Annotated in this window: 12 protein-coding genes; all 12 read left to right on the forward strand. The window is 64.2% G+C overall.

Annotated elements, in window-relative coordinates; genetic code table 11:
• Positions 1-18 precede the first annotated feature (18 nt).
• The 12 genes from ABNP31_RS21875 to ABNP31_RS21930 all read left to right on the forward strand — a co-directional run bounded on the left by ABNP31_RS21875 (position 19) and on the right by ABNP31_RS21930 (position 14,856).
• Positions 19-1,185 (forward strand): alginate biosynthesis protein Alg44, encoded by a 1,167-nt coding sequence (locus ABNP31_RS21875; protein ID WP_025340581.1) that lies wholly within the window; start codon positions 19-21, stop codon positions 1,183-1,185.
• A 165-nt stretch (positions 1,186-1,350) separates the two neighbouring features.
• Entirely contained in the window at positions 1,351-2,730 is a 1,380-nt protein-coding gene (algK, locus tag ABNP31_RS21880; protein WP_085664419.1) for an alginate biosynthesis TPR repeat lipoprotein AlgK, read from the forward strand.
• Entirely contained in the window at positions 2,727-4,205 is a 1,479-nt protein-coding gene (locus ABNP31_RS21885; protein WP_013974153.1) for an alginate export family protein, read from the forward strand. Before algK ends, ABNP31_RS21885 begins: the two co-directional genes overlap by 4 nt.
• A 22-nt stretch (positions 4,206-4,227) precedes the next feature.
• Positions 4,228-5,787: a mannuronan 5-epimerase AlgG gene (gene algG / locus ABNP31_RS21890; RefSeq protein ID WP_350012752.1), complete on the forward strand. Its 1,560-nt coding sequence runs from the start codon at positions 4,228-4,230 to the stop codon at positions 5,785-5,787.
• A gap of 13 nt (positions 5,788-5,800) precedes the next feature.
• Entirely contained in the window at positions 5,801-7,243 is a 1,443-nt protein-coding gene (locus tag ABNP31_RS21895) for an alginate O-acetyltransferase (protein ID WP_025340584.1), read from the forward strand.
• Positions 7,244-7,250: 7 nt separating this feature from the next.
• Complete coding sequence (locus tag ABNP31_RS21900; protein WP_075046288.1) at positions 7,251-8,354, forward strand: mannuronate-specific alginate lyase; 1,104 nt, start codon at positions 7,251-7,253, stop codon at positions 8,352-8,354.
• Positions 8,355-8,549: 195 nt separating this feature from the next.
• A complete protein-coding gene (locus ABNP31_RS21905; RefSeq protein WP_013974157.1) occupies positions 8,550-10,007 on the forward strand; it encodes an MBOAT family O-acyltransferase in 1,458 nt (485 codons plus the stop codon).
• A 10-nt stretch (positions 10,008-10,017) separates the two neighbouring features.
• Positions 10,018-11,175, forward strand: a complete 1,158-nt coding sequence (locus tag ABNP31_RS21910) for an alginate O-acetyltransferase (protein WP_025340586.1) — start codon at positions 10,018-10,020, stop codon at positions 11,173-11,175.
• A gap of 16 nt (positions 11,176-11,191) precedes the next feature.
• On the forward strand, positions 11,192-11,839 hold the full coding sequence (locus ABNP31_RS21915; RefSeq protein ID WP_075046290.1) for an alginate O-acetyltransferase AlgF: 648 nt from the start codon (positions 11,192-11,194) through the stop codon (positions 11,837-11,839).
• 35 nt (positions 11,840-11,874) lie between these two features.
• On the forward strand, positions 11,875-13,329 hold the full coding sequence (locus ABNP31_RS21920) for a mannose-1-phosphate guanylyltransferase/mannose-6-phosphate isomerase (protein ID WP_025340588.1): 1,455 nt from the start codon (positions 11,875-11,877) through the stop codon (positions 13,327-13,329).
• A gap of 98 nt (positions 13,330-13,427) precedes the next feature.
• Positions 13,428-13,892 (forward strand): multidrug transporter, encoded by a 465-nt coding sequence (locus ABNP31_RS21925; RefSeq protein WP_085664421.1) that lies wholly within the window; start codon positions 13,428-13,430, stop codon positions 13,890-13,892.
• A 151-nt stretch (positions 13,893-14,043) separates the two neighbouring features.
• A complete protein-coding gene (locus tag ABNP31_RS21930) occupies positions 14,044-14,856 on the forward strand; it encodes an SDR family oxidoreductase (protein WP_061552458.1) in 813 nt (270 codons plus the stop codon).
• Positions 14,857-14,977: the final 121 nt, after the last annotated feature.

The following is a 14,977-nucleotide window of genomic DNA, read 5'->3' on the forward strand; positions in this document are numbered from 1 at the left end:
CTAACAGGAACAAACCACATGAATACCGCCGTGAACGTCAACGTCGTGCATGAGTCCGAAGCCCAGCGCCAGCATGCCCGGGTACGCATCCCCGCCAAGCTGCGGTTCCTCGACCCTCAGCGCCAGGCCCACGATGTGAAGGTCGACGACCTCTCCGCCGGTGGCCTGAGCTTCCACACCAAGCAACCACTGTCGGTTGGCGACGTGCTCCGCGGGCGGCTGCAGTTCACGGTCGACAACCTCGGCCTGTCGATGGACATCGAGTTCCAGGTGCGCTCCTACAACCCGGGCAGTGGCCGTACCGGCGCCCAGTTCCAGAACCTCGAGCCCCGCGATATCGCCACGCTGCGCCACATCATCACCTCGCACCTGTCGGGTGAGCTGATCACTGCCGGCGATGTGCTCAGCACCTTGCAGCGCGACAACTTCACCAAGGCGCGCAAGCAGAAGGACGGCGGTGCCGGCCTGAGCGCCTTCGGCCGCCTCAAGGCGGTTACCGTCACCCTCGGCGTGTTCGTGGTCGGTGTCGCCGCCTTCGGTTTCATCGCCAAGTCGCTGTACGGCATGTACTTCGTCAGCCATGCCGAAGCCGGCGTGGTCGCGGTACCCACCACCAACGTCACCATGCCGCGCGACGGCACCGTGAACAGCCTGGTCGAAAGCGGTGGGCAGATCGCCAAGGGCGCACCACTGGCCAGCTTCACCACCAGCATGCTGGACATGCTCAAGGGCAACCTGGAAGACGCGCAGCTGGAGCCGGCGAAGATCGAGGAACTGTTCGGCAAGCAACTGTCCGGCACCCTCACCAGCCCGTGTGATTGCGTGGTTGCCCGCCAGCTCGTGGACAACGGCCAGTACGCCGCCAAGGGCCAGCCGATCTTCCAGCTGATCCCGCGCACCACCAACCCGATGATCGAGGCGCGCTTCACCTACCGCCAGTTCGACGAGGTCAAGCCAGGTACCCGGGTCAACTTCCAGGTAGCCGGCGAAGACGAAGTACGCACCGGCCAGATCGTCAGCAGCGCCAGCCTCAACAGCGAAGACCTGGCCGCCGACATCCGCGTGCAGATCAAGCCCGACAGCGCCCTGCCCGCCGAACTCGCCGGTCGCCCGGCTTCGGTCAACAGCGACCGTGGCCCATCGCTGAACTGGCTGATCGACAAAGCCATGGCCCGTGGGCTGTAAGAGGACAAGCCTATGACTAGCAGACAACCCGATACCTGTGGGAGCTGGCTTGCCGGCGATCGAGTGCGCAGCACTCGCCCAGCAGATGTATCGCCTGCACTGGCCAATCGCCGGCAAGCCAGCTCCCACAGGGTGCGTGTGAACCTTGGTCTGTGTGGCCTGGCCATGGCCATCGCCCTGGCCGGCTGTGCGGGCCTGCCCGACCAGCGCCTGGCCAACGAAGCCATGAAGCGCGGTGACACGGCACTGGCCGAGCGCAACTACAAGGCGCTGGCCGACCTGGGCTACAGCGAAGCGCAAGTGGGCCTGGCCGACATCAAGGTCGCCACCCGCGATCCGGCGAAAATCAAGGAAGCCGAGGCCACCTACCGTGCCGCGGCCGCCATCTCGCCGCGTGCCCAGGCACGCCTTGGTCGCCTGCTGGTGGCCAAGCCCGACAGCACCCAGGCCGAGCGCGAAGAAGCCGAAACCCTGCTCAAGCAAGCCGCCAAGCAGGGCGAAAGCAACACCCTGATCCCGCTGGCGATGCTCTACCTGAGCTACCCGCAGAGCTTCCCCAAGGTCAACGCCCAGCAGCAGATCGACCAGTGGCGCGCCGCCGGCAACCCGGAAGCGGGCCTGGCCCAGGTGCTGCTGTACCGCACCCAGGGCACCTACGACCAGCACCTGGGCGAAGTGGAGAAAATCTGCAAGGCCGCGCTGAACACCACCGACATCTGCTACGTCGAACTGGCCACCGTGTACCAGAAGCGCGGCCAGGCGGACCAGCAGGCTGCCCTGCTCGGCCAGCTCAAGGCTGCCTACGCCCGCGGCGCAGTACCGGCCACCCGGCTCGACAGCGTTGCCCGGGTCCTGGCTGACCGCAGCCTCGGCCAGACCGACGAGAAAACCGCCAAGGACCTGCTCGAGCAGGTAGCCCCGGCCAACCCGGCGTCCTGGGTCAGCCTGGCGCAACTGATGTACGACTTCCCCGAGCTGGGCGATACCGACCAGCTGATGGCCTACATCGACAAGGGCCGCGAAGCCGAACAGCCACGCGCCGAACTGTTGCTGGGCCGCCTGTACTACGAAGGCAAGACCGTGCCTGCGGACGCGGCCAAAGCCGAACAACACCTGCAGGCTGCCGCCGACGCCGGCGAAGTCAGCGCCCATTACTACCTGGGCCAGCTGTACCGCCGCGGCTACCTGGGCAACGTCGAGCCACAAAAGGCCGTCGACCACCTGCTGGCCGCCGCCCGTGGTGGGCAGAACAGCGCCGACTATGCCCTGGCCCAGCTGTTCAGCGAAGGCCACGGCATTCGCCCGCAACCGGGCAACGCCTGGGTATTCGCCCAGCTGGCCCAGGCCAACCCGTCGCCGCAGTCCGCTGAATTGCTGCAGCAACTCGACCAGCAACTTACGCCTGACCAGCGCAGCCAGGCCCAGCAACTGCTGGCACAAGAAAAGCAGGCGCGCGGCAGCATGGCGCAAGGTGCCAACAGCACCCTGGCCATCGAAGCCCTGCAAGACGACGAAAAAGAAGTAACCGGTGAGGACTCGCTATGACGCTCAATCCCTTCGTGAAAGCTGGCATCGGCCTGAGCTTCGCCCTGCTGTGGTCCTGCCCGACCCTGGCGGAAATGACCGCTGAAAAGAACTTCGGCCTGGATGTGAAAATCACCGGCCAGTCGGAAGACGACCGTGACCTGGGCACCCGCTCCGGCGGCGACGTCAACGGCCTCGGTCTTGATCTGCGCCCTTGGGTATATGGAGAGCGTGGCAACTGGAGCGCCTATGCCATGGGCCAGGCCGTCACCGCGACCGACACCATCGAAACCGACACCCTGCGCCAGAACGACGACGGCACCAGCACCGACACCGCTGCCGACGGCCGTGAACAGGACAAGAGCTACCTGGCCATGCGCGAATTCTGGGTCGGCTACAGCGGCCTCACCGCCTACCCTGGCGAACAGCTGCGTTTCGGTCGCCAGCGCCTGCGCAGCGACGATGGCATGTGGCGTGACACCAACATCGAAGCGCTGAACTGGACCTTCGACACCACCCTGCTCAAGGCCGACCTGGGCGTGGCCCAGCGCTTCAGCGAATACCGCACCGACCTCACCGAGCTGGCCCCGGAAGACAAGGACCGCACGCACCTCTACGGCAACGTCGCCACGCAGTGGACCCCTGGCCACTGGGTCGGCGTACGCGCCCACCACACCCACGACGGCGGCAGCCTGAAGAACCCGGGCGAAACCGTCGATGCGCTGGACAAGACCCGCACCGGCGACCTCACCTGGCTGGGCCTGGAAGCCAACAGCGACGCCTACAACTGGCGCAACGACCACACCGTCAACTACTGGGGCAGCGTCACCTGGCTGACCGGTGATCGCGACACCCTCAGTAGCCAGGTGGTCGGTGACGAAACCGTGGCCACCGGCAAGCAGAGCGGTGATGTCAACGCCTGGGCCACCGACCTCGGCATCCGCCTGCGCCTCGACCCGCAATGGCAGGTCGGTGCGGCCTACGCCCGTGGCAGCGGCGGTGGTGGCGACGACGGTTCGAGCAACTACGAGCAGACCGGCCTCGAGAGCAACCGCTCCAACTACACCGGTACCCGTTCGCGCGTGCACCGCTTCGGTGAAGCCTTCCGCGGCGAGCTGGGCAACCTGCAGGCGGCCACCCTGTTCGCCTCCTGGCAGCTGCGCGACGACTACGACGCCAGCTTCATCTACCACAAGTTCTGGCGTGTCGATGGCAACCAGAACATCGGTTCCAGCGGCATCAACGCGGTGGTCAACGACAACGGTGTGAACCGCCCGCTGGTCGATGGCGAAAAAGACCTTGGCCAGGAAATGGACGTGGTCGTGACCAAGTACTTCAAGCAAGGCCTGCTGCCGGCTTCGATGAGCCAGGCCATCGACGAGCCATCTGCCCTGGTGCGCCTGCGCGCCGGCGTGTTCAAGCCGGGCGATGCCTACGGCAAGGAAGCGGACTCGTACATGCACCGCGCCTTCGTCGATGTGATCTGGCGCTTCTGAGGCCGGTAGAGGACTTACCGTTATGAACCTTCACCCGCACTTACGTCACAGCCTGTTGGCCAGCGCCTTGCTGCTGGCCAGCGGCCTGGTGGCTGCCGCAGAGCCCCAGGTGATCGCCAAGGAACTGCAGCAGGCCAAGACCTACACGGTCTCCAGCGCGCCGATCGAGCCGCTGCACATGGACCCGCCGAAGCTGCCCGACCTGACCGGCTACACCGCCGAAGCGGTGCAGAAGAAAATCGACCGCCGCCACAAGGGCAAGGTCAGCCTGCGCCGCATGTTCCAGGAGGATACCCTCAAGGAATTCGTCGGCGGCGACAACAAGGCGGCCGAGTGGGTCCAGCGCCAGCATGGCATTCCGCAGGCGATCTTCGTCGATGACGGCCATGTCGACCTGGTCGAGCTGAGCAAGAAGGTACCCAAGCAGTACCTCAGCGAAGTCGAGCCGGGTGTGTACCTGGCGCGCCTGCCGATCGTGGTCGGGCAGAAGGGCATCCTCGAGATCGACGGCAAGGTCAAGCAGCTGCGCCTGTCCCAGGAAGGCGGTTCGTTCCTGGTCAACGACGGCAAGCTGTTCGTCACCGACACCCAGGTGACCGGCTGGCGGGAAAAGGAAAACGGCCCGGCGATCTTCCGCTCGCCCAAGGAATTCCGCCCGTTCCTGCTGTCGTGGGGCGGCACCGAGACCTACATCGTCAATACGAAAATGGCCAGCTTCGGCTACGCCAAGTCCAAGTCGTACGGAGTGAGCATCTCGCAGTACACGCCGAACATGGCCAAGCGCATGGGCCGCCCGGAACCCACCGGCTGGATCATCGGCTCCGAGTTCAGCGACATGTGGTACGGCTTCTACTGCTACGAGACCCAGGACTTCGTGGTCAAGGACAGCACCTACCGCGACAACATCGTCTACGGCATCGACCCGCACGACCGCTCGCACCGGCTGATCATCGCCGGCAACACGGTGTACGGCACCAAGAAGAAGCACGGCATCATCGTTTCGCGTGAGGTCAACGACAGCTGGATCATCAACAACAAGAGCTTCGACAACAAGCTCTCGGGCGTGGTGATCGACCGTAACAGCGTCAACAACCTGATTGCCTACAACGAGATCTACCGCAACCACACCGACGGCATCACCCTGTACGAAAGTGGCGACAACCTGATCTGGGGCAACAAGCTGATCAACAACCGCCGCCACGGCATCCGCGTGCGTAACAGCGTGAACATCCGCCTGTACGAAAACGTCGCCATGGCCAACGGCCTGGTTGGCGTATACGGCCACATCAAGGACCTGTCCAACACCGACCGCGACATCGCCCTCGACCCGTTCGACACCAAGGTGTCGCTGATCCTGGTCGGTGGCGAACTGGCGGCCAACGGCTCCGGGCCACTGTCGATCGACTCGCCGCTGTCGGTCGAGCTGTACAAGGTGTCCATGCTCGCCCCGCGCAAGGCCAGCGGCATCAGCCTCAACGGCGTACTGGGCGAACGCCAGGACGAAATCCTCGACCTGCTGGTACGCCAGCAAAAGGCTGTGCTGATCGACCCGGTCGAACGCCAGACCGAAATGATCGATTAAGGAAGCCCAGACCATGACTCCACATCTGATGAAACTGCTGGGCCTGTCCGCTGCCCTCCTGGCGATCAGCCAGGGCGTGCGCGCCGAAGACGTCAAGGCCCCTACCTTCAGCGCCGAGCCTTGCTGCCAGCTGTGCCCTGAAGCGCATGACGCCAGCCGCTACACCACCCGTTACCAGCAGAACTTCACCACGCTGGTGCAGGCCCAGGGCGACTGGCTGTTCCGTACCCGCGAAGACCTGCGCACCGAGTTCAATACCACCCCGGCCGGCTACAAGCGCCTGCAGCAAGTGCACGACGCGTTCAAGAAGCGCGGCGTGGAACTGGTGGTGGTGTACCAACCGACCCGTGGCCTGGTGAACCGCAACATGCTCAACCCGGCGGAAAAGGCTGCCTTCGACTACCAGAAGGCCCTGGGCAACTACCAGGCCATGCTCAAGCGCTTTGCCAGCATGGGCTACAACGTGCCTGACCTGTCGCCGCTGACCAACGAACAGCTGGCCGCTGCCGACCAGGGCAAGGACTTCTACTTCCGTGGCGACCAGCACTGGACGCCTTACGGCGCCGAGCGCGCGGCCAAGATCGTGGCCGATACCGTGCACAAGATGCCGGCTTTCGAAGGCATCCCGCGCAAGGAATTCGAAACGAAAAAGTCCGGGCGCATGGGCAAGACCGGCACCCTGCATAACGTGGCCGGCCAGCTGTGCGGCACCAGCTACGCCGTCCAGTACATGGACCAGTTCGCCACCGAGCCGAAAGGCTCCACCGGCGGCGGCGACGACCTGTTCGGTGACGGCGGCAACGCGCAGATCACCCTGGTCGGCACCAGCCACAGTGGCAAGAACTACAACTTCTCCGGCTTCCTCGAGCAGTACATCGGCGCCGACGTGCTCAACGTGGCCTTCCCTGGCGGTGGCCTGGAAGGTTCGATGATCCAGTACCTGGGTAGCGAGGAATTCCAGAAGAACCCGCCGAAGATCCTGATCTGGGAATTCTCCCCGCTGTATCGCCTGGACCAGGAAACCATCTGGCGGCAAATCCTTGGCCTGCTCGACGACGGCTGCGATGACCGCCCAGCCCTGATGAGCGCCAGCGCCACCCTCAAGCCCGGCAAGAACGAGCTGATGGTCAACGGCAAGGGCGGCGTGATCAAAGACCTGATCAACCGCAACATGCAGATGGACGTCAAGTTCGAAGACCCGTCGGTGAAGGTGCTGCAGGCCACCCTCTGGTACCTCAACGGCCGCCACGAGGACATCAAGCTGGAAAAACCGGAAACCTCCGACACCGACGGCCGCTTCGTCTTCCAGATGCGCGAAGACGAGGACTGGGCCAGCCAGAGCCTGCTGGCGTTCGAGGTGCAGGGGCCGGAAAGCGGTACCCAGAAGGTCGAAGCCAAGCTCTGCAAACGCAACAACTTCGCCGTGCCCGCGCAGACCGCGCAGGCCGGCCAGTGAGGCGACCATGATCCCGTTCAAGCGAATTTCCCGCCCCGCCCTGCTTGCCCTGGCGTTGTGTGGCGGTGCCGCGCACGCCGCGCTGGTACCGCCCCAGGGTTACTACGAGGGGATCGAAAAGCTCAAGACCGGCGACGGCAACTTCCGCTGCGAGGCTGCCCCCAAGCCATACACCGGTGCCCTGCAGTTCCGCAGCAAGTACGAAGGCTCGGACAAGGCGCGGGCAACGCTCAATGCCGACTCGGAAAAGGCCTTTCGCAAGTCCACCGAAGACATCACCACCCTTGAGAAAGGCGTGAGCAAGATGATCGGCCAGTACATGCGTGACGGCCGCCCGGCGCAGCTCGACTGCACCTTGGCCTGGCTGGGCGAATGGGCCCGCGCCGATGCGCTGATGTCCACCGACTACAACCACACCGGCAAGTCGATGCGCAAATGGGCGCTGGGCAGCATGAGTGGTTCGTGGCTGCGCCTGAAGTTCTCCAATTCGCAGCCGCTGGCCGCGCACCAGGCCGAGGCCGAGCTGATCGAAAAATGGTTCGCCCGCCTGGCCGAGCAGACCGTGCGCGACTGGAGCGACCTGCCACTGGAGAAGATCAACAACCACAGCTACTGGGCAGCCTGGGCGGTAATGGCCAGCGCCGTGGCCACCGACCGTCGCGACCTGTTCGACTGGGCCGTGAAGGAATACCGGGTTGGCGCCAACCAGGTCGACGAGCAGGGCTTCCTGCCCAACGAACTGAAGCGCAAGCAACGCGCCCTGGCTTACCACAACTACGCCCTGCCGCCGCTGGCGATGATCGCCAGCTTCGCCCAGGTCAATGGCGTGGATGTGCGCGGCGAGAACAACAACGCCCTGCAGCGCCTGGCGCAGCGGGTGCTGAACGGGTCGAAGGACCCCAGCGAGTTCAAGGCCCGCAATGGCGAGAAACAGGACATGAAAGACCTGAAGATCGACAGCAAGTACTCATGGATGGAGCCCTACTGCAGCCTGTATGCGTGCAGTGGCGACACCCTGCAACGCAAGCGCGGTATGCAGCCGTTCAACAGCTTCCGGCTGGGCGGCGACCTGACCCGGGTCTACGACCCGAGCGCAGAGAGCAAGAAATGAGTTGAACCCCTTCTGGGGTCGGAACCTGTGGGAGCGGGCATGCCCGCGAAGAAGGCACCGCGGTGCATGGCAAGGGCTTCGCCCTTGTTCGCGGGCATGCCCGCTCCCACAGGTACCAAGGCTTCCCCCACTTTTTGAGTGGGGGGTTTGGGGGGCGCTTTGCCCCGGATGCTGTGAACAAAAAGGAGAACCGGGATGGTCTTCTCGTCCAACGTGTTCCTGTTCCTGTTCTTGCCGATCTTCCTCGGCCTGTACTACTTGAGCGGGCAACGTTATCGCAACCTGCTGCTGCTGGTCGCCAGCTACATCTTCTACGCCTGGTGGCGGGTGGACTTCCTGGCCCTGTTCGCCGGGGTCACCCTGTGGAACTACTGGATCGGCCTGAAAGTCGGCGCCGCCGGTGTGCGCACCAAGCCCGCGCAGCGCTGGCTGCTGCTCGGCGTCGGTGTCGACCTGGCGATCCTCGGCTACTTCAAGTACGCCAACTTCGGCGTCGACAGCCTCAACGCGATCATCTCCTCGTTCGGCCTGGAGCCGTTCATCCTCACCCACGTGCTGCTGCCGATCGGTATCTCGTTCTACATCTTCGAGTCGATCAGCTACATCATCGACGTGTACCGCGGCGACACCCCGGCCACCCGCAACCTGATCGACTTCGCGGCGTTCGTGGCGATCTTCCCGCACCTGATCGCCGGCCCCGTGCTGCGCTTCAAGGACCTGGTCGACCAGTTCAACAACCGCACCCACACCCTGGACAAGTTCTCCGAAGGCTGCACCCGCTTCATGCAGGGCTTCATCAAGAAAGTGTTCATCGCCGATACCCTGGCGGTAGTGGCCGACCACTGCTTCGCCCTGCAGAACCCGACCACCGGCGATGCCTGGCTCGGCGCCCTGGCCTACACCGCGCAGCTGTACTTCGACTTCAGCGGCTACAGCGACATGGCCATCGGCCTGGGCCTGATGATGGGCTTCCGCTTCATGGAGAACTTCAAGCAGCCGTACATCAGCCAGTCGATCACCGAGTTCTGGCGGCGCTGGCACATCAGCCTGTCGACCTGGCTGCGCGACTACCTGTACATCACCCTGGGCGGTAACCGCAAAGGCACCTTCAACACCTACCGCAACCTGTTCCTGACCATGCTGCTGGGCGGCCTGTGGCATGGCGCCAACTTCACCTACATCATCTGGGGTGCCTGGCACGGCATGTGGCTGGCCATCGAGCGCGCGCTGGGCATCGACACCAACCCGCAGCGTTTCAACCCGGTGAAGTGGGCATTCACCTTCCTGCTGGTGGTGGTCGGCTGGGTGATCTTCCGTGCCGAGAACCTGGAGGTGGCCGGTCGCATGTACGGCGCCATGTTCAGCTTCGGCGACTGGCAGCTGTCGGAACTCAACCGTGCCCAGCTCACCGGCCTGCAGGTAGCCACCCTGGTGGTCGCCTACATCACCCTGGCGTTCTTCGGCCTGCGCGACTTCTACCGCAACGCCAGGCCAACGCCCAAGGCCACCCCGGTGGAGGTCAACAGCGACGGTTCGATCGGCCTGGACTGGACCCGGGTGATGACCCGCGCCCTGGTGCTGCTGCTGTTCGTGGCCTCGATCCTCAAGCTTTCGGCGCAGAGCTACTCGCCGTTCCTTTACTTCCAGTTCTGAGGTTGATGACATGACCCGGACATTACGCATTACCTATTCGCTGTCGTTCCTCGGCCTGCTGGTGGGCATGGGCGTCTGGTCCACCGGCGGCCTGCAAAGCTTCCAGCGTACCGAGCAGATGACCCTGCTCAACGGCAAGCTGGCCAAGGCCGCCGAGACCCACTACGACGAGCAGTTCCCGATCAAGCGCCTGGGTACCAACCTATGGGCGGCAATGGACTTCAAGCTGTTCAACGAAGGCCGCCCCGGCGTGGTGCTGGGCCGCGACCAGTGGCTGTTCAGTGACGAAGAGTTCAAGCCCACCGCCGGTGCCGAGCAGCTGATGCAGGAAAACCTGGCGCTGATCCGTGGCGTGCGCGACACCCTGCAGCAGCACGGCAGCCAGCTGGTGCTGGCGATCGTGCCGGCCAAGGCGCGGGTGTATGCCGAGTACCTGGGCAAGGAACTGCCGACCAGCCTGCATGACGACCTGTACAACCAGTTCCATGCCCAGGCACGCCAGGCCAACGTGTTCGCCCCGGACCTGATGGCACCCATGGAGCAGGCCAAGGCCCGCGGCCAGGTGTTCCTGCGCACCGACACCCACTGGACGCCGATGGGCGCCGAAGTGGCGGCGCAGGCACTGGCCGAAGCGGTAAACCGCCAGAGCCTGCTCAACGGCGACCCGCAGGCGTTCATCACCGAAGCCGGCAGCACCGCGCCATACAAGGGCGACCTGACCAACTTCCTGCCACTGGACCCGCTGTTCAGCAACCTGCTGCCGGCCCCGGACAACCTGCAGCAACGCACCACTCGCCCGGTCGAGGCCGAAGGTGAAGCCGGTGACGCACTGTTCGCCGACACGCAGATCCCGGTTGCGCTGGTGGGTACCAGCTACAGCGCCAACCCGCACTGGAACTTCCTCGGTGCGCTGCAGCAGGCCCTGCGCAGCGACGTGGCCAACTACGCCGAAGACGGCCATGGCCCGCTACTGCCGATGCTCAAGTACCTGCAAAGCGATGCCTTCAAGAACGCCGCACCCCAGGTGGTGGTGTGGGAATTCCCAGAACGTTATCTGCCAATGAAGAACGACCTCAGCAGCTTCGATCCACAGTGGATCGCCCAGCTGAAGAACACCCGTAAATCCGAAGAAAACCTGGCTTTGTCGTCCACCCGGACTAACCACTAATCAGAGGAACATACATATGACTACCAAGACTTCCATTGCCAAAGCCCTCACCCTCGCAGCCGGCCTGTCCCTGGCCTCCATGCAGGCCTTCGCCGGTGCCGACGCCGCGCTGTATGGCCCGAGCGCACCGAAAGGCTCGACCTTCGTACGCCTGTACAACGCCTCCGGCGCACCGGCTGCAGCCTCGGTCGGCAACACCCAGATCAAGCAGGTTGGCGCCCAGGCCAGCAGCGACTTCAGCTTCCTGCCAGGGGGTGACTACACCGCCCAGGTCGGCGGCAAGAGCGTGCCGGTCAAGCTGGCTGCGGACAAGTACTACACCCTGGTCAACAGCGCCAGCGGCAACCCGCAGCTGATCGAAGAGCCGCCGTTCAAGAACAAGCAGAAAGCCCTGGTTCGCGTGCAGAACCTGAGTGACCAGCAACTGACCCTGAAGACCGCCGACGGCAAGACCGAAGTGGTCAAGCCGGTGGCCGCCAACGGCCGTGGCGAACGCGAAATCAACCCGGTCAAGGTCAACCTGGCGCTGTACCAAGGAGACAAGAAAGTGGGTGACGTCAAACCCGTCGCCCTGGAGCGCGGCGAAGCCGCAGTGCTGTACGTAACGGGTTCCGGCAACGCCTTGTCGCCGGTGTGGGTAACTCGCCCCGTGGCTAGCAACTGATTCCCCTGCCTCTCAACGACTATTGGAGAAACATGATGATCCCGGTAATTCTTTCTGGTGGTAGCGGTTCCCGTCTGTGGCCTCTGTCGCGCAAGCAGTTCCCCAAGCAGTTCCTGGCCCTGACCAGTGAACACACCCTGTTCCAGCAAACCCTCGAGCGCCTGGTGTTCGAAGGCATGGACACACCGATCGTGGTCTGCAACAAGGACCACAAGTTCATCGTCCAGGAGCAACTGGCCGCGCTGAAGCTGGAAACCCAAGGCATCCTGATGGAACCGTTCGGCCGCAACACCGCGCCGGCCGTGGCCATGGCTGCCATGAAACTGGTCAACGAAGGCCGCGACGAGCTGATGCTGGTGCTGCCCGCCGACCACGTGATCGAGGACCAGAAGGCCCTGCAACGCGCCCTGGCCCTGGCCACCGTGGCTGCCGAGCGTGGCGAGATGGTGCTGTTCGGCGTGCCGGCGACCAAGCCGGAAACCGGCTACGGCTATATCCGCTCCAGCCAGGACGCCCTGCTGCCTGAAGGCGTGGCGCGCGTGGCGCAGTTCGTCGAGAAGCCCGACGAAAAACGCGCCGCCGAGTTCGTCCAGGCCGGCGGTTACTTCTGGAACAGCGGCATGTTCCTGTTCCGTGCCAGCCGCTTCCTCGAAGAACTGAAAAAGCACGACGGCGACATCTACGACACCTGCGTGCTGGCCCTGGAGCGCAGCCAGGAAGACGGTGATGTGCTGAGCATCGACGAAGCCACCTTCGCCTGCTGCCCGGACAACTCCATTGACTACGCGGTGATGGAAAAGACCCAGCGCGCCTGCGTGGTGCCGATGTCGGCCGGCTGGAGCGACGTGGGCTGCTGGTCGTCGCTGTGGGAAGTGCACGAGAAGGACGACAACGGCAACGTCACCAAGGGCGACGTGGTGGTGCAGGACAGCCACAACTGCATGATCCACGGCAACGGCAAGCTGGTGTCGGTGATCGGCCTGGAGAACATCGTGGTGGTCGAGACCAAGGACGCCATGATGATTGCCCACAAGGACAAGGTCCAGGGCGTCAAGCAGATGGTCAAGACCCTCGACGAGCAGGGCCGCAGCGAAACCCAGAACCACCTGGAAGTGTATCGCCCGTGGGGCTCGTACGACTCGGTGGACATGGGTGGCCGCTTCCAGGTCAAGCACATCACCGTCAAGCCGGGCGCCAGCCTGTCGCTGCAGATGCACCACCACCGTGCCGAGCACTGGATCGTGGTGTCCGGCACCGCCGAGGTGACCTGTGACGAGAACGTGTTCCTGCTGACCGAGAACCAGTCCACCTACATCCCGATCGCCTCGGTGCACCGCCTGCGCAACCCGGGCAAGATCCCGCTGGAGATCATCGAAGTGCAGTCCGGCAGCTACCTGGGCGAGGATGACATCGAGCGCTTCGAGGATGTGTATGGGCGTACCTCTACACCGATCGAGCGTGGTGTTTCGGTGAAGACCATCGCGCAGTAATGCAACCCCTGGGGCCGCTTTGCGGCCCCGCTTTTTGAGCCACTCCCCATTTCGGGCTACGATGGTCAGACCCCGCGCAACCAAGGTCTGCCCGCCCCATGATCATCGGTGCCTTCCTCATCCTCACCTGGCTGGTGCTGCTGTTGCGCTACCCGGCCAAGGCCCTGCCGATCTCGCTGGCTGCCGTTTGTGGCCTGGGCCTGGTGGCCCTGTTCGTCGTGTGGCAGGACACCCGCGAAACCTCGCAACTGGCCCGCCTGGACCTGCGCCTGACCTACGCCCCCGAACACTGCCCCGCCGACCGCGCCCTGCAGGTGCGCATGAAGAACGGCAACGACGTGCCGCTGACCGAGCTGCGCTGGCGAGTGGCTGCTTACGCTCCGGGCGATACCGTGAACCTGGCGGAGAACACCTACAACGCCCCGCGCTACCGTGGGCCGGGTGAACTGCAGCCAGGGGTCGAGTGGAAAGACTGCCTGCCACTGCCGCCACTGCGTTCCGGGTACAGGCCGCAGACCCTGGAGTTTCGGGCAGAGCATCTGCAAGGTACGTTTGCCAACTAATGTATCGCCTGTGCCGGCCTCTTCGCGGGTAAACCCGCTCCCACAGGGACTACACAGGTCTCAAATTCTGTGAGGTACCTGTGGGAGCGGGTTTACCCGCGAAGAGGCCGGCACAGGAAAAACCAATCCTCCCTGACAACAGGCCCCAACCATGCCCACCGTCCTGATCACCGGTTGTTCCAGCGGCATCGGCCGCGCCCTGGCCGACGCCTTCCGCGATGCCGGCCACCACGTCTGGGCCACCGCCCGCAAACCTGAGGATGTCGAGCAACTGAACGCCGCCGGCTTCACCGCCCGGCAACTTGATGTGAACGACAGCGAGGCGCTGGCCCGCCTGGCCGAGGAACTGGTAAACCTCGATATCCTGATCAACAACGCCGGCTACGGCGCCATGGGCCCGCTGCTCGATGGCGGTGTGGATGCCCTGCGCCAGCAGTTCGAAACCAACGTATTCGCCGTGGTCGGCGTTACCCGCGCATTGTTCCCACAGCTACGCCGCTCACGGGGCCTGGTGGTGAACATCGGCAGCGTATCAGGCGTGCTGGTCACGCCGTTCGCCGGCGCCTACTGCGCCTCGAAAGCAGCCGTGCATGCCCTGAGCGATGCCTTGCGCCTGGAACTGGCGCCGTTTGGTGTGCAGGTGATGGAAGTGCAGCCAGGAGCGATTGCCTCGCAGTTCGCCAGCAATGCCCAGCGCCAGGCCGAGCAGGTGCTGGCGACGGATTCGGCGTGGTGGCCGTTGCGCGAGCATGTGCAGGCACGGGCGCGAGCTTCGCAGGACAAGCCGACCTCGGCGGCGGTGTTTGCCCAGGGCGTGTTGGCAGCGGTCGGGAAGTCGCCGGTGCCAGCGGTGGTGCGGTTGGGGAACGGCAGTACGGCGTTGCCGTTGATGGCCCGGTTACTGCCGCGGCGGGTGCTGGATTGGGCGTTGCGCAAGCGGTTTGGCCTGCTGCGCCCGCTCTGATTGATTGGTTGTCTGTGCTGGCCTCTTCGCGGGTAAACCCGCTCCCACAGGTACCCCACAGAATTTGAGTCCTGTGCGATCCCTGTGGGAGCGGGTTTACCCGCGAAGAGGCCGGTACAGG

It is taken from the genome of Pseudomonas asiatica, from assembly GCF_040214835.1.
In the GTDB taxonomy this organism is placed as follows: domain Bacteria; phylum Pseudomonadota; class Gammaproteobacteria; order Pseudomonadales; family Pseudomonadaceae; genus Aquipseudomonas; species Aquipseudomonas putida_Z.